Origin of the sequence: Chitinophaga polysaccharea (assembly GCF_007829335.1) — a bacterium.
GTDB classification, from domain to species: domain Bacteria; phylum Bacteroidota; class Bacteroidia; order Chitinophagales; family Chitinophagaceae; genus Chitinophaga; species Chitinophaga polysaccharea_B.
The window spans coordinates 940,102-965,583 of the sequence record NZ_VIWO01000001.1 but is presented as its reverse complement, the minus strand read 5'-3'; the positions used below and the strand labels follow the sequence as shown (position 1 = coordinate 965,583).

The window sequence follows — 25,482 nt, the reverse complement described above, 5'->3', positions numbered from 1 at the left end:
GGAAGAGAAGTGTTAAAAAAGATGCTTTAATTTTGCTGCTCATTTAAGGACGACTTATGAGAAAAAAAATCTTAACAGGCCTGTTAATCGCCTTCCTGCTTCCTCTTGCCTCTTTTGCCTGGGGCCCCAATGGCCACCGTATTGTTGCTGAAATAGCCTGGCAGCACCTGACTCCACAAGCCCGTAAAGCGATCACGCAAATTCTGGGTCGCCAGCCGATGGCAATGATTGCCAACTGGCCTGATTTTATTAAATCAGACACCACGCATCAATACGATCACACCAACAAATGGCACTACCTGGATTTCCCGGCTAATATCGACCGGGCTAAATTCAATGAATTACTCGCCGCGGCTACCGATGAAAACCTTTACACCGAAACCCAGGCGATGATGAAGGAACTGAAAAACCGTTCCCTTTCCAAAGACAAACAGCTGTTTGCACTTACTTTCCTGGTACATATGATGGGAGATATGCATCAACCCCTGCATGTAGGCCGTGATGAAGATATGGGCGGCAATAAAATTTCCGTGATGTGGTTCGATAAGCCTTCTAACTTACACCGGGTTTGGGACGAACACCTGATCGATTTTCAGCAGCTCAGCTATACCGAGTACGCCAAAGCCCTGGACATCGTTTCTGCTGCGGAAGCAAAAGCTATGCAAAAAGGGTCTATTGCCGACTGGATGTATGAATCGCACCTACTGGCCGATAAAGTATATAGCTATACACAACCCGATGCCAAGCTCAGCTACCGTTATAACTATGTTTTTATGAAAGATCTGAACCAGCAATTGCTGAAAGGCGGGTTGAGACTGGCTGCTATTCTGAACAGCATTTATAAATAACATCTCACTTATAAAATAAAAAAGGGGAATAACCTAAGCTGGTTATTCCCCTTTTTTATTTTATAAGTGAGATGTTATGTCCTATACCAGGTCGATATCAAAATTAACCAGTTGTACAAACTGCTCCAGGCGCGCTGAAATATCTTCTTGCGTAATTTCCCGGAGGCGTTCGGTACCAAACTTCTCCACGCAGAAAGATGCCATTGCCGATCCTACGATGATGGCGGTTTTCATGTTTTCGAAAGAGATATCTTTTGTTTTAGCCAGGTGACCGATAAACCCTCCTGCAAAAGTATCTCCGGCGCCGGTTGGATCGTACACGTCATCCAGTGGCATAGCGGGCGCAAAGAATACATGATTTTCGTAAAACAGCAGGGCACCGTGTTCACCTTTCTTAATAATAAGGTAACGGGGACCCATAGCCATGATTTTACGGGCAGCCTTTACCAGGGAGTACTCACCGCTTAACTGGCGTGCTTCTCCGTCGTTTACCATCAACACATCTACTTTCTTCAACACTTTCAACAGGTCGTCGAGTGCCACTTCCATCCAGAAGTTCATGGTATCCATTACAATCAGCTTAGGACGTACTTTCAGCTGATCCAATACGCTCATCTGCACTTGTGGGGTAAGGTTACCCAGTATCAGGAATTCGCTGCCCTGGTAGCTTTCAGGAATAACCGGTTTAAAATCTGCCAGTACGTTTAACTCTGTAGCCAGCGAGTCGCGGGTATTCATATCCATGTGATACTTACCGGACCAGTAGAAAGATTTTTCGCCTTGTTTTATCTGTACTCCATCGAGCGCCACTCCTTTGTTTTTCAGCGCATCCAGCTCTGATTGGGGGAAATCTTCACCTACTACAGATACCTGGTTGATAGGCTTAACAAAATTAGAGGCCGCCCAGGCAATATAAGTGGCCGATCCACCTATAATTTTACCTGACTTTCCAAAGGGGGTTTCGATTTCATCGAAAGCCATTGTACCTACGACAGTGAGAGACATGCTATTCCAGTTAATTTTTATTATGTTAAAATTTAATACAAAACCTGGCAAAGGTAATTACTTAAATAGAAAGACAACTTTAAATCTTTACTGTTTTCCAGGCACCGCGGCGGAATAGCAGTATAGCGGCGACAGCTGACGTAGACTCGGAGATGGCAATGGCCCAGAATACCCCCACAGGGCCCAGCTTTAGCCAGATAGACAGGACATAAGCCAGGGGCATTTGCAGGGTCCACATCACAAATAAATTAATGAGCAGGGGAGTACGGGTATCTCCGGCGCCGTTGAACGACTGTATAAGCACCATACCGTAGGCATAAAAGACATATCCTGCGCTCATCAGGCGGATACATTGCACTGCATAATCCAATACCGCCGGATCGGTTGTAAAAAAGCCTATAATAGGCCGTGCCCCGGTGATGAATACAATTGCCACGAAGCCCAGGAATAGCATATTAAAAAACGCCGCCCGCCAGGCCGATATCTCTGCCCTTTCCGGCTGTTGTGCGCCCAGGTTTTGCCCCACCAGCGCTGCAGCAGCATTGGCCATTCCCCAGGCCGGCAGGATGGTAAAAAGCACCACCCGGATCGTAATCGTATAGCCGGCTACCGCATCTTTTCCAAAATGGGCAATGATACGCACCAGGAAAATCCAGCTGGCTGCAGCAATGAGCATCTGGGCAGTGGCTCCCAGTGCTATCCTGAGAATGCTCCAGATAATCGGCAAGGCAGGCGCCAGGTGTTTCCGGGTAATACGTATCAGATCTCTTCCCTTTGCCAGGTGATACAATTGATATAGCACACCTACTCCTCTTCCAATGAAAGTAGCTATGGCCGCACCTTTCAGTCCCATAGCCGGAATGGGACCCGCACCGGAAATCAGCAAAGGACATAAAATAATATTCAAGCCATTGGCAATCCATAAGGCACGCATCGCCAGGGCCGCATCTCCCGCTCCACGAAAAATACCATTGATGAGTATTAATAAAATAACCACAATATTACCGCATAATAATATCTTCGTATATACATAACCGTAGTCTGCCACATCCATGGAAGCTCCCATCATTAATAAAACATCTTTTGAAAAAAAGACGCCCACTACTGTTACCAGCAGCGATAAGATTAAACCAATGTACAGGGCTTGCATAGCAGCATGTGCTGCAGCATCCGGATCTTTTTCCCCCGTACGACGCGCTATCATGGCAGTGGCACCCATACTTAATCCCATTGTAACCGTATATACCAACATCAGGATGGATTCCGTAAGTCCTACCGTTGTAATGGCATTTACTCCCAAATGGCCTACAAAATAAATATCCACTACCGCAAATAACGACTCCATGGCCATTTCCAGGATCATAGGTACTGCCAGCAGGAAAATAGCCCGGTTAATACTGCCGGTAGTGAACTCCTTTTCACTACCAGCCACCGCCATCTTGAATAACTGAAAAAAATGACGGACACGCAATAACGTTTTCGTTAAAATAGACATATAATAAGTTGAAATAATAAACCGATAATGACACTTGGCAGTGCCACAAACCAAACAATAATGTGTAGAGAAGATTCGCGGGAAGTACCAGCGATTATTTAAGCTTTCATATTACTATCAGTTTATCACCGAATGATGAAATACAAATGTAATTGATTTCTTTCCACAAAAATCATCTCTGACAAAAGAAGTGGAAAATTGGCATACTTACCACGAAGCTAAAATCACCCTGCTGCAACCATTTACAGCAGGCGATTACAGGGCACAAGAAAAATAATTCAAAATATATTGCGATAGCTGTAACATTTAATTTCAAGTTCCGTTTAACATATCATATCAGCGCTGAGAACCTATTGCATAAAAATTCAAGAACGAAAATTATACGATCAACACGTAGCATCACCTTTATAAAACCTTCGTAAAACACAAACAATGCTTATGTTCAACAAGAATACTCTCCTGACCGGAGCAGTAATGGCCACTGTATTGGGTATATCTTTCAGTTCCTGCAAAAAGGATAATGACGATCCAATTGTTCCTACTCCACGCAGCAAAACTTATGAGCTGAAAGGCACTACAGGAGATGACAAGGACAAAAAAATAGGCACCGTAACACTCAAGGAAAACCTTGCTGATACTGGAAATAGCGTAATCGTTGTATTAAATCTCGACAAGAACACCAAAGATGCAGAATACAATGTTTACCTGATTAAAGGCACCATCGCCGCGCCTACCACCGACACTATTTTCCGGCCAAAAGACCTGGAGAAAAAAGCGATCAGCTTTAAAGGTACCGGTGCTGCACTCACTCATACCGTAGTTGATAAAATCAATACCATCAAACTGTACCAGCCTAACAACGTACGTACTGAGATTAAATTTAAATACGACGATGTACTGGCACTTTCTTCTTTCCTGAAAGTGGCTACTGCAACGGGAACTGAAACGCTGGCCATCGGCAGCTTTGGTAAATAAGCGTTAACAGCACTGTTGTAAAATTTCATTAAAATTATAAAAGCATGCTTTTCATTGAAGCATGCTTTTGTGCGTTCTAAAAATATAAGGAATACTAACTAAATATATTTACACAGCATCCTGCAACACTTGATCATTAGAAAATAAAGAAGATTGTTCTTCAAAAAGCGCTTCAATCATTCCTATTTCCTTGCTGCACATGGTTTTCTTGCGGGTACCGAAGTAGAGCGTATTTTCCATTACTTTATTTCCTTCCCAGGCCAGCTTTAACTTTCCCGTAGCCAGTTCATGCCGGCAAAGAAAATCGGGAATAATAGCAAAGTCTTTTCCATCAATCAAGCAACGAACAATAGAGCAGTTCCTTTTATGAGGTGCAATGATCAGGTCGAGCAATCCATGGTCAAGATATTGCTGCATATCCGGATACTCCCCAAATTTGATGTTGATATTAAAGGGAAGGGTAGCAATATACCTACCTTGAATATTTCAGCTTTTAACCTGGGAGTAGCCATCGGCGCTTCCGTAGGTGGAAGAGTTGTAGATACCTCCTCATTGGGATTAAATGCCACTCCCTGGATAGGAGCTATTATAGTACTAGTAGGTGCAGGGCTGACCGTATTGAGCTACCGGCAAAATAAAACCCATACAACCATATAATACAAGCATCAAGTTAATACTAAAGAAAAAGCCGCCTCAGGGAGACGGCTTTGGTAATTGTAGGATATGGAAGCAATAACGCTTCGGCAGGGGTATATATTATTGTCCAGTATCGGTGTCGTATGTATTCTTTACCGCTACCTGTCTTTTTAATACTTTGAATTCCGTTCTACGGTTCATTTGCCGTCCTTCAGGATTATCCTTATGATTAGGCAATGAGTTAGGCGCTATTGGTTTTGATTTACCATAACCTTTAGCAATCAACCTATCCGCGGCAATTCCCCTGCTAATGAGATAATCTACGCAGGATTGAGCACGCGCCTGTGATAGTTTCTCGTTGTATTTCACAGAACCAACGCTATCAGTGTGAGCGCTCATTTCGATGGTCAGCTTAGGATTATCATTCAACATATCAACTACGGTATCCAGTACTGTTTTCGATTCTGGCCGCAGGGTGGCCTTGTTAAAGTCGTAGTAGATATTATTTAAGACAATGGGCTTTTCAATTTCATAATGTTTAAGGCAGAGCGTAGGATTTTCCATAGAGTCTACCTGCTGCAGGGATGCGGTATTAAAGTAGATATTCTTTGTAAAATAGTTTTCCTTCTCTGCTACTATCTTATAGAAGCGTTGCGGATCTACCTCAAAGGTATACCTACCTGAAGCATCGAGTATAACCTGGCGGATGGTTTTTCTTCTCACTGTATCCAGCAAACTTACAGTGGCGCCGTCTAACGGCTGTTGTGTATCACAATCTATGATCAGGCCACTCACTATCTTTTTAATCCGCCTGATGCTGAATACTTCGAGGCAGCAGATAGACTCCCTATCGGAGCTGATGAAACCTGCTGCAAAGGGGTGGGTATTATCTAATGCGGTGTAGTAGATATCATCTTTGGGAGAATTTAAGGGTTTGCCCATGTTAACGGGTACAGACCAGGTACCGAAATCTCCCTCACTTTGGAAGAAGTCTAATCCTCCCAGGCCTACGCGGCCATCGGTACTGAATACGAGCAAATTCTTCTCTGCATCATAAAAAGGCGCCTGTTCTTCATCTTTAGTGTTGATGGTAGTTCCCATGTTACGGGCTCCTCCCGGTACGCCATTGGTCATAATGCAATACCACAAATCATTTTTACCCATACCTCCTGGCCTGTTGGATGCAAACAGCAGGTATTTTCCATCAGCAGTAATATAAGGCTGCATGGAGTTATAACCGGGCGCATTTACGTTATCTCCCAGTATTTTAGGTTCTGTCCATTCACCGTTATGGAGTGTGCTGATGTAGATAGCAGCGTGTTTTACACCATCCTTCACTGTCCACCTGGTAAGGTATAAAGTGTTGCCATCAGGTGTTATAGCCGATACCCCCTGGTCATATCCTTTAGCAATAGGAATGTTTACTTTCTTGCTTTTATCATAAGTATTATCGGCGCCAATAGCAGTGTAAAGGTCATTTACATAAGGAGTTCCTTTCTTTGTTTGTTTTTTTGCAGCAGCCTGGTTATTGGTTGCCGGAACGGGTAAGGGAGGATTATCAGGGCGGGAAGATGTAAACATCAGGGTTCCACCACTCAATATTACGGGGGCGTAGTTGGCTCCGCCTTCATTTACATTACCGGCAGTTTTTTCGATCGTATACCTGGGCTCTTTATTCGCTTCAGAGAGTGCGAACTGGCAGCAGGCAATTTCCAGTGGGGTTCTTACAGACAGTTCATCTGCTGCAGTGTAGCTTTGCTTGAATTTAGTGAACTCGTCGAGAGCCTGTTGATATTTGCCGTTGTAACGCAGACAAACGGCGTACCAGTAGCGTGCCTGCGGAAAAGCAGGGTTGTTAAATCCTACCAGCTGCGAGTACCAGGTTTCCGCGTTACCATAGTCGTAGAAGAGGCGGTATGACTCCGCCAGGCGGGCAACCACCTGTTGGTAATCTTTTAGTTTACCACTTGGCGCAGCGCCGCCAACGGTATAGGGTAGAACCTGTTCTGGTTTAATCTTAAAGGTACCCAATGCCTTATTATAGTATTGGGCAGCAGAATAATAATCCCTTGAGTTATAAAAAACATCCGCCGTATGCTTGTAATCATACACATACTGCGCTTGTATGGAGTTAATTATTCCTAAAAAAATCACCAGCAAACAGAGTGTAATTTTTTTCATGAGGGTTCCATTTCTATTTTTCTGTATAAGTTTTTTCCTCCATTCTTCCTCCGGTTTCAGACAGTTTTATAATCTTGGGCAAATAAAATATTCTTCATTCAGCACCCTTCTTTTGCGGCTGATAAAGGACAGGGATACTTCAAAACTCTGGCTGCCATTTACCAGGCGGCGCATATTGGAGGTATTGGCGTCGTAGCTCAATCCCAATACAAAGTTTTTGAAGTGGAAACCGGCAAAAGGAATGACCGCATCGTTAAACCGATAGTTACCACCTACCAGGAAGTCAAACTCCGGATTTACCAGCAGGCTGGCATACACGCCGGCAACTGTTTCTTCCGCATTGCCTTGTCTCATATATAAGCCGGTAGGCGTAAAGCTTAACCGTTCGTTCAATTTAATTTTAGTTCCACCATGTACCAGGTAGCGAACCGGCAATCTTTTATCTGTTCCCTCTGATGCAAAAAAATCCTTGGGTTGTGTGAGGTGAGCGGCGGCAAATCCCACAAATGGATTGAGCATGTGATTGGGATTTCCGTCGAAGTACACCGCACCTGCTCCTGCATCGAACTGGCTGGAGTTGGTTTTACTTACATTTTCTCCGTTAAAAATACTGGGATCAAAACCTGTAACCGGTTGATACTGGCTACCAGTTTGGAATTTAGCAGGGTCTACTCTTCTATTGATTAAACCGGCATTTATACCAAATACTATCTGACTGGTTTTGGTACGGCCAAATTTCACCCCACTGTAGGAAACACTGGCCATCGCATTAAAATAGTTGTACCCGGCATCACCAGCAGACATGTTCATTACATTGAGTCCTACACCAATATTCTTGTCTGTAGCTGCGTCGATTGCTACACCGGCCGTGGAGAATGGCTTCCCATAATTCGCCCACTGATTACGATAATTGCCACTAATGCGGTAATCGCCGTCAATTACTCCCGTCAGGGCAGGGTTTAACCATAGCGGGTAGGCATAGTATTGTGAAAAATGTGGATCTACCTGGGCTACAGCCAGGCGGGGCAACAAACTGCTCCATAAAATTATTGCAACTATAAACATCCTTTTCATAGGAACACTTTTTAGTTTTTCTGAATAAACCGGGATGCTATACCGCATCCCGGCTTTATGATGATTTGAACTTATGCTCATGAATCCGGGTTAGCGCATAAGTGTTACGTTACCTTTCTTAATGATCACAGTACCATCCTGCATAGTGGCTTTCACGATGTATACGTAAACGCCTACTGGTTGTTTCACACCGCTCATCGTACCATCCCATCCCTGACGCTGGTCTTTGGATGTGAATACCAACTGACCCCACTGGTTGTAAACCCTGAATTCAAGTTGTGCGATCGATGTTGAGTACACATACATGATATCATTCACGCCATCGCCATTCGGACTGAAGAGGTTTGGTATGAAGATGTTATTGCCTTGTGGGTTCGTTGTTTTACCGGTAACCGCTGTAGACAGTGCGCTGGTTTCACAATCTGAAGCTCCGATGGCTCTCACCTGTATAGCAGCGCTCTGGTTAGGCTGCAGGCCGGTAACAGTATGTGTAGTACCGTTTGGTCCTGAACTTGGTGGCAGGAATGTTACGCCACCATCGAGCGATACTTCGTAGCGTTGAGCTCCGGTGATTGGTGACCAGCGGAATGTGATAGTAGTAGCAGTTGTATTATCTACCGTTACTACTGGAGCTGGCAGCGGCTGTGCAATATTTACATTAACTGTTGTTCTCTGACCCGCACTGATACAACCGCCGGTGGTAACCGCCTCTACATAATAGGTAGTATTGGTATTCAGGGCAGGTGTTACAAACGTTGCACCAGTGTATATCGGTGTACCGCCTGTTGCCACTGTGTACCAGCGGAAATCAACGCCTGTGGTAGTGGATGCCGCTGTCAGCGTAGCTGTTTTACCCGGACAAACACCGTTGTCGTTACCAGTTATTGTCGGTGCACCTGGGGCAGGCGTAGCCTGTACGCTCACAGCTGTACGTGTTGGGCTAGCGCAGCCATTGCTGTTTTGAGCTTCCAGGTAGTACATCTGGTTTGCAGTTACACCAGGAGTAACATATGTAGCTCCTGTAGCTACAGCTGTACCGCCAGTTGGTACGGTGTACCATTTATAAGTCAGCGTTGCATCCGGGTTGAGCGCATTCAGTGTAACGGTTTGACCTGGGCAAGCCTGCAGGGTAGCATTCGCTACAGCCGGAGCTGCCGGAGACGGATTTACGGTTACACTTACCGGTGTTCTGCTGGCGCTGATACAGCCACCGCTGGTAGAAGCTGCTACGAAGTAAGTGGTATTTGCAACCGGTGTGATGGTAAAGTCGCCACCTGTAAATACTGCTGTACCGCCGTTAGCCACGCTGTACCATTTATAGATAACACCTGGTTGTTTAGATTTCACGGACAGCACGCCTGTTTGACCGCTACATACGGTAATCGGATCGGCGAGCGGTGCATCAATTGTGCTTACCACTGTAGCTGTTACGCCTTTACGTACGCTGCTGCAACCTGCGCCATTCAATGCTTCCAGGTAGATGGTAGTGGTTTGAGCCAGTGGCGCAGTAGTGTAAGCATTACCGGTTGCCAGGAGGTTTCCACCTGATGGTGCATCGTACCAGCGATAAGTGAACGTAGCGTCAGGGTTAGTCACCGTGAAGGTAGCTGTGCCACCTATGCAGGTTATCACGTTGTCTTGCGCCACGGTCGGAATAGCCGGAGCCGGATCTACCGATACGTTTACTGCGGTCCTGGTAGAGCTGGAGCAACCGCCTCCGAGGTTAGCTTGTACATAGTAAGTAGTATTCTGTGTTACTACTGGTACACTATAAACAGCACCTGTGAAGAGCAGGTTACCTGCTGTTGGCGCATCGTACCATTGGTAAGTAATGCCTGGCAGTATTGTTTTCACCGCTACGGTTACACCTGTACCAGCACATGTTTTGAGCGATGTGGCTACTACATCCGGTGCAGCTGGAGCTACCACCACTGTTACAGTAGCTTTCACTCTTGCAGATGGACTACCACACTGGCCGCTAGTACCAGTTGCTTCCACCCAGAAGTCTGTAGTAGTATTCAGCGGATCTGTAGTAAATACTGGTCCTGTAAATATAGCCGTACCGCCCACAGCCTGTGTGTACCATTTGTACGCGATATTATTGGTGGCTGAAGTCACACGGAGTGTAGCTGCCGTACCCTGACAAGTAGTGAGGGATGTTGCTTCCAGTGTTGGTGTTGGCGCCTGGCCCACACCTATAGATATCTTGGTTCTGGCAGCACTGCTACAGTTACCATTGCTGGCTTCTGCATAGAAATCAGTATTGCTGTTTAATGAGCCTGTCTGGTAGCTGGTACCTGTAAATAACAGGTTACCTGCAGTTGGTGCATCATACCAGCGATAAGTAGTACCTGCTGTCGGATTTTGAATACTCAGCGTCACATTTCCTCCCTGACATACGAAGAGAGAAGAAGCGTTTATAACCGGCGCTGTTGGTATACTATTTACCGTAATGGTGGCACTGGTCCTGGATGCGCTTGGGCAACCACCATTTACCAGGGCTTGTACATAATAAGTGACGGTGCTATCCAGAGAAGTAATGTTGAATACTGCTCCTTCAAATACCATAGTACCACCTGTTGCTTTATCGAACCATTGGTAAGTAGTGCCTGCCGCAGGGTTTTGCACTGACAGGGAAACACCCTGACCCTGGCAACCCTGTACCGCATTATTCACCAATACCGGCGCTGCAGGAACTGGTACCACATTCACACTTACGCTTGCACGTGCAGATGGTTTACCACATTTCGAAGTATCGCCGATGGCTTCTACATAGAACTTAGTATTAGCATTGATTGCATTGGTGGTATAAATCGGTCCGGTAAATACTGCAGTACCACCTGTAGCGGTTGTATACCACTTATAAGTGATATTGTTAGTAGAAGATGTCACTTTCAGTACCGCTGTTCCACCCTGACATACTGTTACATTAGTAGCATCCAGGATCGGCGTTGGCGCCATGCCTACACCTATGGATACTTTAGTCCTGGTTGCACTGGTACATCCGCCGGCTGATGCCTCTGCATAGAAGTCGGCTGATGCAGTAAGACCGGTTACACTGTATACTGGTCCTGTGAACAGCAGTGTTCCACCTTGTGCTGCATTGTACCAGCGATAGATGAGTGTATTATCTGCGTTTTGTACAGTTAATGTTGCTGTATCACCCACACAGATGCTGATAGCAGAAGCAGAGATGATCGGAACCGGTACATCACGTACAGTTACCATTACCGCCTTCGCATTTCCTGCTGTGTTAGCGCACTTGTTATCACCAGATACTGTTACATAATACGTAGTGGTAGTGCTTATTGCCTGTGTTGTATAAGATGCTCCTGTGAACAGCAATGTTGTCAGATTAGCATCGCTATACCATTTGAATGTTGGGTTAGTGACGGTAGCGCTGGTAGCTGTCAGTTTCACTGCAGTATTCGCACAGATAGTAGTATCGGTCACTGTAATATCGGCTGCTGTAGCAGTAGTATTTACCGTTACTTTCACCGCTTTAAGTGCACCTGCTGCATTTTCACATTTACCGGCGTTGCTTACACTTACATAGTAGGTGTAGGTACCGGCAGTTAATCCGGAGATAGTTAGTACGCCGGTTGCGCTAACACCTTGTGTGATAGGACCGGTCTTATCCGGATTAGCGTACCATTTAAATACAGGATTCTGTACAGTAGCGCTGGTTGGCGTTAATACAGCCGTACCTCCGGCACAGATTACCTGGTCAGCAGCCTGAATATCTGCTGCGGTAGACGCACTGTCTACGGTGAGGGTAATCTTCGTACGTCCGCTATCGTTCATACAGTTGCCCGCATTTACTCCTTCTACGTAGAAGTTATATGTACCTGCCAGCAGATTAGCTGGTGTGGTGTAAGTGTTACTGTTTGACATTACCAAAGCGCCACCTGTTGCTGCATCGTACCAGTTGAATTGTACACCGGTTACCGCTTTCACGCTGAGCGTTACTGGTGTATTCAGACAGGTAGATACGTTATTATTAACAGCTACTGGTTTAGATGGTATTCCCTGTACAGTTACCACTGCTGGTACAGAGGCCGCACCTGTACAACCGTTCCTGTTTGCTCTTACAAAGTAGCTGTATCTGCCGGTATCAAGGGTAGTTGGTGTTACAAAGGCCACGCTGTCGAGCAGATGGTTACCCAAACTGTTGTACCAGCTATATGTTATACCTGGTGCAGGATTTACTACGTTGAGCGTAGCTTGTTTTCCTTTACAGATGACAGCATTGGTTACCTGTACAGTTGGTTGTACCAAGGCACGCTGTGCGTAGTTGAGGTCCACTTCGGTCAGGGCGCCTACTACACCTGATTTCAGTGTCACCTGTACGCCATCGAACGGTTGAGTTGGTACGAAGGACAGTATTGCACCTCTGTTGCCACTGAGCAGGTTGATGTTAAGTATCGGGTTAGATACGAGTACCACATCACCTGGCGTGTTACCATTATAAGAAGTCAGCTGAATGCTACCTAAGAGGGCTGCAGACAGTATTTGACTTGGATTAGACAACATCACTTTTACAGTATCACCCGGCGTAGACAGGCCGTTGAAGGATACTCTCTGGTACACTGAAGCATTGAGTGCTCCAAGGTTTATTACCAGGGCAGATGCTGTGTTCACATTATTATCTACTGCGAGTTGCGGATTGTATACATTACCGGAAACCAACAGACCTGATCCACCTATAATTTGCGTAGTGGCTCCTTCGCAAGGCACTGGTCCATTTGGTGTTGAAACAGTAATTACGTTAGCCCCTACTCTTGCAGACTTACAAGAACCGCCTCCAGGCAGTGCTGCTTCCACCCAATAGGTAACAGTACCTATTGCTGTAGATGCAGGAGCCGCGAATGTGCTGCCCTTGAAGAGTGTATCTGTGCTTGTTGGTGTAGCGAACCAGTAGAATTCAGCATTTGCAGTAGCAGCTTTCGCTACGAATACGGCCTGCTGACCTACTACTACGGTATCATTCACCGGAGTTACAGTTGGTGACGCCAGGGCTGTAGCAGTGTTCACGTTTACCGCTGTTCTGGTAGCTGAAACAGTATTACAGCTATCGTTCTTCGCTTCCACATAGTAAGTAGCTGCAGCTGTCACATTCACCACTTTGTAGGTATATCCACTGTCTGTATTCAGCTTGGTTCCTCCGTTGGCTACATTGTACCAGGCGTAGGTGTAGCCTGTTACTGGGTTGGCCACCGCGAGTACTGCATCAGATCCGGCGCATACTGCTACGGTAGTAGCCTGTACCTGTGGTGCAGCTGGTGCAGCAGCTACGCTTACATCCACCCTTGCACGGCCCTTGCTTACGCAACCATTTCTGGATGCTTCTACATAGAAGGTAGTGTCTTTGCTGAGCACACCGGAAGTGAAAGTAGTACCGTCTTTACCAGTGAGGTAGTTACCCTGGCTATTATACCAGCGGTAGGTGACACCTGCTGCAGGGTTGCTTACGCTGATAGTAGCGGTGCTTCCTGCGCAAACTGCTACCTTGGTTGCCTGAACGGTTGGCGATACCAGGGCTCGTTGTGCGTAGTTGAAATCTATTGTGGTTAATGCACCCAACACACCTGATTTCAGTTTCACTTCCACTGCATCAAATGCTTTGGTGGGCACAAATTCAGCTATTGCTTGTTTCTGGTTACTCAGTAAAGTGAGTTTAACCAGTGTGCTATTAATATTTACAGAATCTCCGGGAGTGGTACCGTTATAAGTAGTTAACTGTACTCCACCCAGTAAGCTGGCAGAAAGTATCTGGCTTGGGTTGGAGAGCAATACTCTAACAGTATCACCGATGGAAGATACGCCATTGAACTTCGCCCTCTGCCATACCTGTGCATTCAGGGCGCCCAGGTTAATTACCAGTGAGGAAGCGGTGCTGGCGTCGTTATCCACTGCCAGGGCAGGGTTGTACACATTACCCAGTATGAGTAATCCGCTGCCACCAATTGTTTGACTGGTAGCGCCTTCACACGGTACTTGTGTAAATGGTGGCGGAGCGATAGATATCACCTGTACCGGTACACGGATAGACTTACAGGTAGCACCGCTTGCCAGGGATGCTTCTACCCAATAAGTTACCGTACCCAATGTATTGCTAACTGGTGGTGTAAATACCGGTCCGGTAAACAGGCTGTCGTTGCCTGTTTGGCTACCGTACCATTTGTAAATGGCGTTGGCGGTATTAGAGGTAGCATTCAATGCTGTTTGCGTACCAATCACAACAGAGTCAGGATTCGGTGTTACTGTTGGCGCACTCAAAGAAGAAGACAGCACAATGCTGATCGCTTGTCTTGGTGAAGCTGCACCACAGCTGCTCACTGCTTCTACATAGAAGGTAGTGTCGCGGTTAACGGCTGTTACCTTGAATACGAAGCCACTGTCGGTATTCAGTTTGGTGCCGCCGGTTGGTACATTGTACCAGTTGTAAGTAAGCTGACGATCTGGTGTTGCTACCTGTAGTAATGCATCGGAGCCAGAGCAGATATTAACCGTTGCAGGTGCACCCGGAACCGGAGGCGCCGGAGATACATTCACTGTAACTGGTATTCTGTCTGGGTTCGGACAATTATTAGATCCACCTACTACCGCCACATAGTAAGTCACTTTGCCGGCGGTTTTCAGCGTATCGGTCGTATAAGTATTCTGTGTACTTAATACGGTGGTGCTGGTAGAATCAGCGTACCAGCGTACGGAAGTACCTGCCGCCGGTGTTACAGACAGCGTTGCTTTATTATTTATACATACGCTTGTATTCGTAGTATTAACAGTTGCTTTTGGATAGAAGATCCGGGCGCCATAAATATCCAGGGAGTTCAGCAGATTAGCCACGCCGGTTAATCTTACTTCTACACGGTCAAAAGCACCAGGAGCTGCCAGTGTAGCGGCAAACTGTTGTCCGTTGATCACGCGCAGGGTAAGTAAATCTGTCAATGTATCTGCTTTTACCAGGGTATTGCCATTGTACAGGGAAACTACTGTACCACCCAGGAGGCTTACATCGGCCAAACCGGTAGAAGCAGCGAAACGAACCTGAATACTGTCAGTTGCTTTACCCGGATTCGGGAATATCAGCTGCTGGTAAACAGCGCCACCCAATAAACCAACCGGCATAGATAACCGTGTGAAGTTGGTTTGTACACTATCGATATCATTGGTAGGTCCGCTTACGCTACACAGTACGCAACCAAGGGTAGTACCAGATACCTGGCTGGTTGGGACATTACAATCAGGAGATGGAATAACTGGTCCGGTTACCACTACATGTATGGCTACTCTTGGAGATTCGCAGGCACCAGTGATGCGGATAGCTCCAAAGTAGGTATATGTTCCAGGATTATTGAACGGTCCTACCTGGAAGCTGGTACCAGTTCCCAGTGGTGTAGTGGTAGTTGAATCGCTATACCATACGACAGTAGCACCAGCTGGTGGTGCGGCAGCTGTTAAGGTAGCTTTCACCCCGGTTTGTACTACTACGTCGCCGGTTACAACTGGAGCAGCAGGAGCGGTTACTACCTGTACGGTAGCTGCTTTCAGCGCGCCGGCCGGGTTTTCGCACTGGTTGCTGCCAGATACGCTTACGTAATATTTATAGTTTCCTGCAGTAAGGCCAGTGATAGTGAGTACGCCGGCGGTATCCACTGCGTACTTCACAGCTCCTTCTGTCAGGCCATTTGTAATAGCTGTGGTTTTATTGGCATCTTTATACCATTTGAATACCGGTGCAGTTACACCTGTTGCTGTTGGTGCCAGTACTACAGGGTTGTTGGTACAAGCCACAGTAGTATCTGCCAGGGTAATGTTACCCGCATTGCTCAATGGGTTCACCACTACCTTCACAGGAATACGATCAGGATTAGCACAACCATTTGCACCTACTGTTTGAACATAGTAAGTGAAGGTACCTGCTGTTTTCAGGGTGTCTGTAGTGAAGGAGGCCTGCGTGCTCAGGATCGCAGTTGTGGTAGAATCTGCGTACCAGCGAACAGTTGTTCCTGTCGCCGGAGTAGCAGTTAATACCGCTGGTTGACCCGCACAAACAGTCACCCCTCCGGCTGCAACAGTCGGATTTGGTGCTACTGCCCGTACGCCATAAATATCCAGGGAGTTGAGGAGATTAGCTACTCCTGTCAGTTTAACTTCTACGCGGTCATAAGCGGCGCCTGTTGGCACTGTAGCAGTGTAACGGGTACCATTCAGTAATCTCAAGGTGGCCAGCTGTGACAAGGTGGTAGTGCTCACTACTGTAGTACCGTTATATACGGTTACCACGGCACCACCCAGTAAACTTACGTCTGCCAGTCCACCAGGTGAAGACAGATCCAGTCTGATACTGTCTGAAGCAGCACCGGTAGCAGGGAAGATTAATTGTTGGTATACAGAACCACCCAACAAACCAACCGGAATGTTCAGGCGGGTAAAGTTGGTAGCTGACGAATCAATATCATAAGTTGGGTTTGTCACACTACACAGCACGCAACCCAGTGTAGTACCGGTTACCTGGCTGGTAGGCACATTACAGGTGGTTGGTATAACCGGACCTGTTACAGTAATAACGATGGCCAGGCGGTTGGACATACAACCTCCCGGTAAGCTATCGCCTGCATAATAAGTATAAACACCCGGTGTAGTAAATGGAGGTAAGGTGATGCTACTACCGGTACCTATAGCTGCCTTGGTAGTATCGCTGTACCAGGCCACGGTAGTACCCGGAGCAGGAGAAGCCACCAGGGTTAATGGTAAACCTGTGCTGATAGCATAAGTCTGCACCAGGGTGGGCGGCGCCGTTGCATTGGCTACTGTGATAGTTGCAGCCTTCAGGTTGCCAGCAGCATTTTCACAACGATTAGTACCGGATACGCTTACATAGTAAGTATGATTACCTGGAGTCAGGCCGCTAACACGGAGATTTCCTGCTGCATCGATCGTGAAGGTGGCACTACCTATTACAGTGCCGTTTGTAATCGGACTGGTTTTATTGGCATTTGCATACCATTTAAATACAGGAGTGGTTACGCCGGCAGCTGTTGGCGTCAACAGCGCAGTGCTGTTGCCACAAACGGTAGTGGTATCAGCTACAGTGATATCGGCAGGAGAGCCCAGCGCGTTAACAGTTACTACAACTGGTATACGTTCAGGGTTAGCGCAGCCATTACCATCTACTACCTGTACATAATATTTGAAGGTACCAGCTGTTTTCAGGGTATCTGTTGTGTAGCTGGCCTGGTTACTCAGGGAAATGGTGGTGGTGGAATCAGCATACCATCTTACGGACGTTCCGGCAGCAGGAGTAGCGGTAAGTACGGCAGTTGAACCGGCGCATACCGTTACGCTATCTGCGCTGATAGTTGGATTAGCGCCTACGGCACGTGCACCGTAAATATCCAGTGAGTTCAGCAGGTTAGCTACCCCAGTCAGTCTCACCTCTACGCGGTCATAAGCACCTCCAGTCGGTACCGTAGCGATGTAACGGGTACCGTTCAACAATCTTAAGGTGGCCAGCTGAGACAATGTTTTGGTACTTACTACAGTGGTACCATTATATACAGTTACCACAGCGCCGCCCAGTAAACTTACGTCTGCCAGTCCACCCGGTGAGGACAGGTCCAGACGGATACTGTCGGTAGATGCCCCGGCAGCAGGGAAGATCATCTGTTGATACACAGAACCTCCCAGTAATCCCACTGGTATATTCAGACGGGTGAAATTAGTTGGATCGTTATCGATATCATTTGTTGGATTAGATACACTACACAATACGCAACCGAGAGTGGTACCTGTTACCTGGCTGGTCGGAACATTACAGCTGGTTGGTGTTACCGGGCCAGTTACAGTAATAACAATAGCCAGGCGGTTGGATACGCAACCTCCGCTTACACTGTCTCCAGCGAAATAGGTATATACGCCGGGTGTGGTGAATGGTGGCAGTGTAATAGAATTGCCACTACCAATAGATGCTTTGGTAGTATCGCTGTACCAAACCACCGTGCTGCCCGGAGCAGGAGAAGCTACCAGTGTTAATGGCAAGCCGGTGCTGACAGCATAAGTTTGTACCAGGGTAGGCGGAGCTGGTGTGCTGGTTACTTTTATAGTAGCAGCTTTCAGATTTCCGGCGGCGTTTTCACAACGGTTGGTGCCGGATACACTTACATAATAGGTGTAATCACCAGGGGTAAGACCAGTAACACTCAGGTTACCAGCTGTATCAACGGCGAAAGTAGCACTGCCTATTACGGTACCATTTATAATTGGAGTAGTTTTGTTGGCGTTTGCATACCATTTAAATTCCGGTTTAGTTACACCTGCAGCTGTTGGGGCCAGACGTGCTGTGCCACCACTGCAAACACCGGTAGTATCAGCCAGGGTGATGTCTGCTGGTGTTCCTAATGGATTCACTGTCACTACAACGGGGATACGTTCAGGGTTAGCGCAACCATTTGCATCCACTACCTGTACATAGTAGGTATAAGTACCTGCTGTGGTAAAGGCGGTAGGTGTAGTATAAGTACTTTGATTGCTCAGAGAAGTGACAGTGGTAGAATCTGCATACCATCTTACAGAAGTTCCGGCAGCTGGAGTGGCTGTCAACGTAGCGGTAGAACCGACGCAGGTAGTTACGCCACCGGCAGCAATGGTTGGGTTAGCACCCACTGCCCTCACACCATATATCTGCACATTATTAAGCAGGTTGACTATGCCGGTAAGCAATATCTGCACGCGGTCGTAAGCGGCGGTAGCAGGTACCGTTACTACAACGTGATTGTTGTTCAGCAGTTGTACGTTAGCCAGTTGAGAAACAGTATCTCTTCTGATAACGGTTGTTCCGTTGGCCACTGTTAACACAATGCCTCCCAGCAGGTTTACATTGGCTATTTGCGCATTAGTACCCAGATCAAACCGGATGCTATCCGTTGCAGCTCCTGCGGTTGGGAAGATCAGCTGTTGATAAACAGAACCTCCGAGCAGCCCTACCGGTATGCTAAGTTGAGTGAAGTTGGTCGGATCTGTATCAATATCGTTTGTTGGGTTACTAACGCTACACAGTACGCAACCGAGGGTAGTACCACTATTTTGAGAAGTAGGTACATTACAGCCGCCGGTGGTTACCGGGCCGGTTACGGTGATGAGTACTGGTACGCGGTAAGACTCGCAGCCGCCGGTTAATCTTACACCTGCAAAATAGGTATAGTTACCGGGGGTGTTGAAAGGTCCTACCTGGAAGCTTGTGCCAGATCCAATTGGGGCGAGGGTAGTATCGCTGTACCATTCGATAGTGGCGCCGGCTACCGGTGACGCCGTAAGCGTTACGGTTTGGCCGGTGGCTACGGCGAAGAATGGTGCTACTGTTGGCGGAGCCGGAGCAGCACCTACGGTTACCGAAGCTTGTTTAAGTGTATTAGCGCCATTTTCGCAGTGGTTACTGTCGGAAACGCTAACATAATAGTTATAGGAACCTGCTGTCAGGCCGGTGATAGATAACTTACCGGTGGTGTCAATGCTGTATTTAACGTTGCCTTCAACGAGGCCATTAGTGATGGCCGTAGTTTTAGCGGCATCTTTATACCACTTAAATACCGGCTTATTGGTAACCGTTGTTGAAGTTGGTGTAATCTGTACGGTATCATTGGTACAGGATGCTGTAGTTGCAGGAACGGTGATATCAGCAGCTGTTGCATAGTTATTCACCATGACAGTCACGAGCGTCTGGGCCGATGCGGTAGAGCAATTCAGCCGGGTTGACGAAACATAGTAGCGGAAACTTCCGGCTACATTTACCGGTGGGCTGTAACTGGTACCATCTGTTATCTTTGTTGTTTGAGTAGAGTCGAACCAGGAATAAACGAGTCCCGGATCGGGATTGCTTACGCTTAAAGTAATAGGTGTATTCAGACAGGTAATTCGGAGTGGCCCAGCGGCACCGGTAGCCGGTCCTGGTGGGTAGCGCTGTATTTCATGTACCCGGATAGTAGAGAGGGCTCCAACAATGCCGGAGCCAATAAGAACTTCCACATGATCGAATGGCGCCGAGGCCTTGAACGACAATCCCTGCAAGGTGGTAGACCCTGTCATGAAACCCAGTGTCAGAAAGTTGCTGGAAGCGTTAAAACTATCAACAACGGTTCCACCATTATAGGTAATGATTCTCACAGAGCCCAATACCTGCGGGGAAAGCAGGGAAGCAGGGCTTGACATGTAGATGCGGACAGAGTCGCCTAATTTGGATAGCCCGGGGAATACCGCAGTTACTTCAGCACTGCTTCCCAGGGCGCCCACTACGCTGCTTAGTTCTGCATAGTTGGAGTTTGATATAATACCATCACCTGCCTGAGCGGGATTGGTAACTGTTCCGAGGCTACCTACTGCACCGGCTACACCATATAATATATCGATAGGTGCATCGCAGGCGATGGTGCTGGTAGCGGGTTTATTATAATAAGCTGCATATACATCGATACTTCCGGCAACGCCTGCCAGACCTCCATCCACTGTTACTCTTACGCGATCGTAGGTGCCTGGAGGGGTAGCCAGGAATACCTCTCCCTGGTTACCACTAGCCAAAAGCTGCAACACAGTTTGGCTGGCAAAAGCGGTATCTCCTACAGGTGTACTACCATTAAAGGCCTGCACATATACACCCCCTAATAGATTTAATGATACCAGGTTACCCAGAGTTCCGGAGGCGCCTATCTTTACAATAGCAGGTGTATTGTTGGTAATAGGAGCGGGGAAAACCAGATCCTGAGAAACCTTAGCGCCCAAAAGTGCTACCGTGGTGGTAATGGTAGCTTTTGTGCTGAGGGAGTTATCCACCGCATTTGCACCATTGGTCACACCGCAGAGCAAACAAACGCCTGTAGCTGTGCCGCCCGGATTAGGCGTACTGTTGGCATATACCCGGGTAGTATATGTTTGCGCCCAGCTTTGCCTGGCACTTATACCTAATATACATAACAGGGTTAATAAGAGGCTTTTCCAGGCCAGCGAACCAATGCCGTTACAGCTATAAGCGCTGCTGTTTGCAACAGTATGCCGTTCCTTAGGGAAAGGAAGGCGAAAAAGGGCAGTAAAAGGGCTATTAGGAGTAGCTTTTGAATGCATAGCATCAAATATTTGGACAATAATTGTTCAGTTTCATTGCTTTACAACAAAACTCTATAGGCGGCAGTCAGGTTAGGAAATACTACGGGAAGGATACTGGTTGATAAAATTTTAGTACACCTCCTTTCGGGATTTGTTAATGTATTGTTACAAAAACGCTACGAATGTATACTGAAGGGGTGGTTTACGGAAGGCTCTTTTTGTTCATTCCAGCGTTCTGGTTCAGTTTGTTCAAAATGAAAAATTCATGTTCATTTTGTTCATTTAAACTAAACCGATTTTATGCGCGATAACCGCTAAATGGTCCTTGGGGTAAGGAAAACAAGGTTTCTTTAAAAAAAATTCGAATTATTTAATTTTTTCGCAGAATAAAAAAATATTATATATAGGAGTAGCTGATAGCACGATTATACCGGGCCAACCATATTAACATATGATATTCATATATTAATCATAGCATATAAATGTTTTATTGAAAAAATAAATATATATAATTCATATTAATATCTGCTGTTCATTTTGTTCATTCGGATTTTCCTAAATCTAAACGCAAATAGCATACGTACTTAAACATGTACCGACAATTCGAAAATCCATTTTTATTGTCCCCTATGATTGATCTATCCTATGACTTTATCATTACCCTGCAGAATGAAGTATTACGCAGGTTCGGTGTTGAAGTCATGCTACCAGGAGATTGCAAACATCTCTCTCAGTCCATATTGGATGACACTACGAAACTGGTGAGCGAAACTACGCTCAAAAGGGTATTCGGATTTGCTGTTGCTCAACACAGCTTCTCCAGATATACGCTGAACACGCTTTCGCAATATTGTCAGTATAAAGACTGGGAAGATTTTCAGCAACATCACTATAGAAAATTAAATACTACTTCAAAGTCCTCCGGCACACCCAGCTCGGCTGCAGCACTGGACAGTGGTAAATGGTCTGACCTTAAAAACAAGGCAGACGCAGTTTCCCATTACACCATGCTCACTCTCAAGAACCGCTCTGGAATTGCATTTCCCTATACCGTGCACAGACCTTTCTGTAACGCACATATAGAGAAATTCCTGGAAAGCGACTATGCGGCCACCGCACTGATTGCGCCTTCCGGCTGGGGAAAATCACTTGCACTCGTACACCTGGCAGAACATTGCTGGTTCGGAAAAGAAGCCCGCTATAAACAGGATGTTTGCTGGTTTATCCATGCACATGCAGCCGGTAGTCTCCTACTGAAAGGGTTTTCGCTATCCACCTGGCTCGACAACCAGATGAACCTCGGCAACGGTGAAAACTTCCGGGAATACTTCGCCAGTCACTTCGATAAAAAAGGCGGACGCCTTATATTAATAATAGACGGTTTTGATGAAATCGCCGTAGCAGGTGAAAAACTCCGCCTATTATATTCTAAACTGGAAGATTTCGTTTACTCCAATGATTTATATCCCTGGGTAAAAGTGATCCTCTCCATCCGCAGCAGTACCTGGGCAGAAATATTCCAGCACTCACAGCAATACCCTGCTTTCCGCCGCTATTGGTACCTCGGCGCCGAAATGGATGAGGAAACCAATATCAATATGCCGCAATTGTCTGAACAGGAGGTAAAGTCTATTCTTTATAATCACCAGTTCGACCCGGCTACCGTGCGACTCTTTTCCGAAAGCTTCCTGCAAAAACTGCGGTACCCCTACTACCTGCAGCTGTTCTGCCAGCTGAATAGCGGGCCCGATCAGACATTTGTAGATGAACACCTCAGCTTATTTGAAATTGTTTCCCGGTTTATTCAAAATCGAGTATTCAACTCTCAAAGCAATTCGTTCAAAATAAAAATCATTGAAAAATTACTGACCCTGCTGGATCTCGGCAGAACAGGTATTTATACGGATAAAAACCTGTTACTGGCCCAGAATGCCGATCTGTTTCCTGCCTATAAAGAATTGCTGGCAGATAACATATTGGTAGAAGAGAACCTGAGCCAGGAGATTATGTTCAATGTAAAAGTGCGCTTTGCCCATACCATGTTGCTGGAATATTTTGTGGCCATGCATTACCTGAAAGAAAATGGCCAGGAAATCAATGAACAGCTGCTCATGGCTATACTGGAGCATTTGCCACAGTCGCCCTATCGCATCGGCGTGTTCAGATGGCTGCTCCGCTACGCCATTAACCATGCCCAGATAGATGGCATCATCAAAATGCTGCATTTACCATTATCCAACATAGAAAAATCCCATCTGCTCGAATACCTTGTACTCCACTATCAGCATGATGGTAATAACCAGGGAGAACTCAAATCCATTTTCCCGGCGGGCTTCTTCAAGAAGAATCCGATAGGTCCCTTTATCAATGATGAATTTATTCATTTCAGAAAACGTAAAGTCCTTACCGCCCTATTGGGATTGGCAGAAGCCCGGGAAGATAAACTCAAGATCAGGAGCAAACTGTTTACCATGGCCTTGCTCCAGCTGGATGCGGAACAATGTGAAATTGAACTGAACAATATTAAAAAAATATATGCCCCTGATGAATTTGAAGATGAGCTGTGGGTAACTCCCTATGAAATCCAGCTGTTCATTTACGAATTCCTCAAGTTTGGCATCATAAACGAAGATATCAGAGAAAAAATCTACAATTATTTCCGTTACTGGACAGGCGGTGGTAAAAAACCGATCACAGAACCACAGGAGGTAGTATTCCGGAACATGGGCATCGTATTTACGTTGCTGAATGACCATGAGCACCTGCTAAGCTTTACCACCCGGATATTTGAAACCTATCCTTCCCTGCAGCATCGCAAAACAGATTCGCTGCGTTTGACGTTGCTCTGCTGGCAGGCCCAGGCCTACCTGGGATTAGGAGACACTGCATCTGCCGCGCGCATTTGCCGGCATACCGACCAGGTGATTAAAAAATATTCATCCGACTATTTTGGCGGTAAATACATGGAGTCTGTTCAAAAACTGCTGTACGCCGGCGTATACTTCAACGAACACGAATTCAACAAAGCCATCCGTACTGCGGAAATGGCAGTAGAGAATGCACAGAAGCTCGATTTTAAAGTACTTGCCCTGATGAACTTTGGCCTGCTCAATAAAATCTATCAGCAACTGCAGATGGAGAAACAAAAAAATGATACGGCGCAACAAATAGAACTCATCCGGAAAAGCACCTCTTTTAAACAGGCTGTTTCAAATTTTGCGAGGTGATTATGGCATAATTTTGCTTTATTGCGTAGCATAATGGCTATTGACGAAAGCAAATATACCAGTGCACAAAAAATAGGGTTCAACTTATTGAGTCTGTTGACCTTACTATTACTGGCCCCCTACATAAACCGTTTCACACCACCACTGGTGGCCAATGGCTGGCATATAGACCTATTGGCAGCCGTGGTGGTGAGTTTTTTAATAGTATACCTCCTCCGCTGGATATTCCGCCCCCTCATTATTCCGATTGTACTACTAATGACGGGAGTACTGCTGGTCAACAAGTTTACTGACCGGTATACCTTCTCCAACGTGTTGAATGACTATAAAGGAATGGTGCAGGGCAACCTCCGCGCAAAGGACAGTAAACAACTGGATATCCTCAGCCTTTATCCCAGGAGAGTGGAAAGCTACCGCGACAAAACCGTGAGAGGCATGCGGGAAAAAATTAACTCACAGGATTCCGTCGTCCGCAACTTCTCTGTAAAACACTCCCTGGATTACTACGACGAATATTTTTACAAATACGGAAAAATTACCCGATTCCTGTCACTGTTCCGGTATATCAACAGCCATTTTAAGTATGTGCTCGACTCCCGCAGGGATGAATATTTTGCTACCCCGCAGGAAACCATCCAAAACGGGCTGGGAGGCGATTGCGATGACCATTCCATATTAATGATGTCCTGCCTGCAGTCGATAGGCGCCCGTTGCCGTATTGTACTGGTGAAAGGACACGCCTACCCGGAATTGTATTGCGGCGACAAGAGTGATTTTGAGATCGCCAAACAAGCCATTATCACGCTTTTCCCCAAACCGGCTGTAAAGGAAATCTACTACCATGAATTGAAAGGGGAGTATTGGATCAACCTCGACTATACGGCCCGGCACCCTGGCGGCCCTTATATGAACGATAAAGTTTATGCACTCATTGAGCTCTGAT

At 46.4% G+C, this 25,482-nt stretch carries 11 protein-coding genes; 5 read left to right on the top strand and 6 right to left on the bottom strand.

Annotated elements, in window-relative coordinates; genetic code table 11:
• The first annotated feature begins 56 nt into the window (after positions 1–56).
• On the top strand, positions 57–848 hold the full coding sequence (locus FHW36_RS04085; RefSeq protein ID WP_145662603.1) for a S1/P1 nuclease: 792 nt from the start codon (positions 57–59) through the stop codon (positions 846–848).
• A gap of 81 nt (positions 849–929) precedes the next feature.
• Here the strand turns inward: FHW36_RS04085 and FHW36_RS04080 are convergent, their stop codons facing one another.
• Entirely contained in the window at positions 930–1,853 is a 924-nt protein-coding gene (locus FHW36_RS04080) for a PfkB family carbohydrate kinase (RefSeq protein ID WP_145662600.1), read from the bottom strand.
• A 79-nt stretch (positions 1,854–1,932) separates the two neighbouring features.
• Positions 1,933–3,348, bottom strand: coding sequence for an MATE family efflux transporter (locus tag FHW36_RS04075; protein ID WP_145662597.1), 1,416 nt, complete (start codon positions 3,346–3,348; stop codon positions 1,933–1,935).
• Positions 3,349–3,780: 432 nt separating this feature from the next.
• Here FHW36_RS04075 and FHW36_RS04070 point away from each other — a divergent pair, with 432 nt between their 5' ends.
• Positions 3,781–4,323, top strand: coding sequence for a hypothetical protein (locus FHW36_RS04070; RefSeq protein ID WP_222428987.1), 543 nt, complete (start codon positions 3,781–3,783; stop codon positions 4,321–4,323).
• Positions 4,324–4,431: 108 nt separating this feature from the next.
• Here FHW36_RS04070 and FHW36_RS04065 read toward each other — a convergent pair whose 3' ends face one another.
• Positions 4,432–4,740 (bottom strand): hypothetical protein, encoded by a 309-nt coding sequence (locus FHW36_RS04065; protein WP_145662591.1) that lies wholly within the window; start codon positions 4,738–4,740, stop codon positions 4,432–4,434.
• On the opposite strand from FHW36_RS04065, the gene FHW36_RS04060 reads away from it, so the two are divergent.
• Entirely contained in the window at positions 4,720–4,980 is a 261-nt protein-coding gene (locus FHW36_RS04060) for a hypothetical protein (protein WP_222428986.1), read from the top strand. The genes FHW36_RS04065 and FHW36_RS04060 overlap by 21 nt on opposite strands.
• A gap of 99 nt (positions 4,981–5,079) precedes the next feature.
• On the opposite strand, the gene FHW36_RS04055 is transcribed toward FHW36_RS04060, so the two are convergent.
• The 3 genes from FHW36_RS04055 to FHW36_RS04045 form a co-directional block, all read right to left on the bottom strand.
• Positions 5,080–7,140 (bottom strand): OmpA family protein, encoded by a 2,061-nt coding sequence (locus tag FHW36_RS04055; protein WP_145662588.1) that lies wholly within the window; start codon positions 7,138–7,140, stop codon positions 5,080–5,082.
• Positions 7,141–7,206: 66 nt separating this feature from the next.
• Positions 7,207–8,214 (bottom strand): PorP/SprF family type IX secretion system membrane protein, encoded by a 1,008-nt coding sequence (locus FHW36_RS04050; RefSeq protein ID WP_145662585.1) that lies wholly within the window; start codon positions 8,212–8,214, stop codon positions 7,207–7,209.
• A 90-nt stretch (positions 8,215–8,304) separates the two neighbouring features.
• Positions 8,305–21,330 carry an Ig-like domain-containing protein gene (locus tag FHW36_RS04045; RefSeq protein ID WP_145662581.1) on the bottom strand — a complete coding sequence of 4,342 codons (13,026 nt, stop codon included), beginning with the start codon at positions 21,328–21,330 and terminating at the stop codon, positions 8,305–8,307.
• A gap of 611 nt (positions 21,331–21,941) precedes the next feature.
• Between FHW36_RS04045 and FHW36_RS04040 the strand changes: the two genes are divergently transcribed.
• Positions 21,942–24,539: an NACHT domain-containing protein gene (locus FHW36_RS04040; RefSeq protein ID WP_145662578.1), complete on the top strand. Its 2,598-nt coding sequence runs from the start codon at positions 21,942–21,944 to the stop codon at positions 24,537–24,539.
• Between the two features lie 33 nt (positions 24,540–24,572).
• Complete coding sequence (locus tag FHW36_RS04035; RefSeq protein WP_145662576.1) at positions 24,573–25,481, top strand: transglutaminase domain-containing protein; 909 nt, start codon at positions 24,573–24,575, stop codon at positions 25,479–25,481.
• Position 25,482 lies beyond the last annotated feature (1 nt).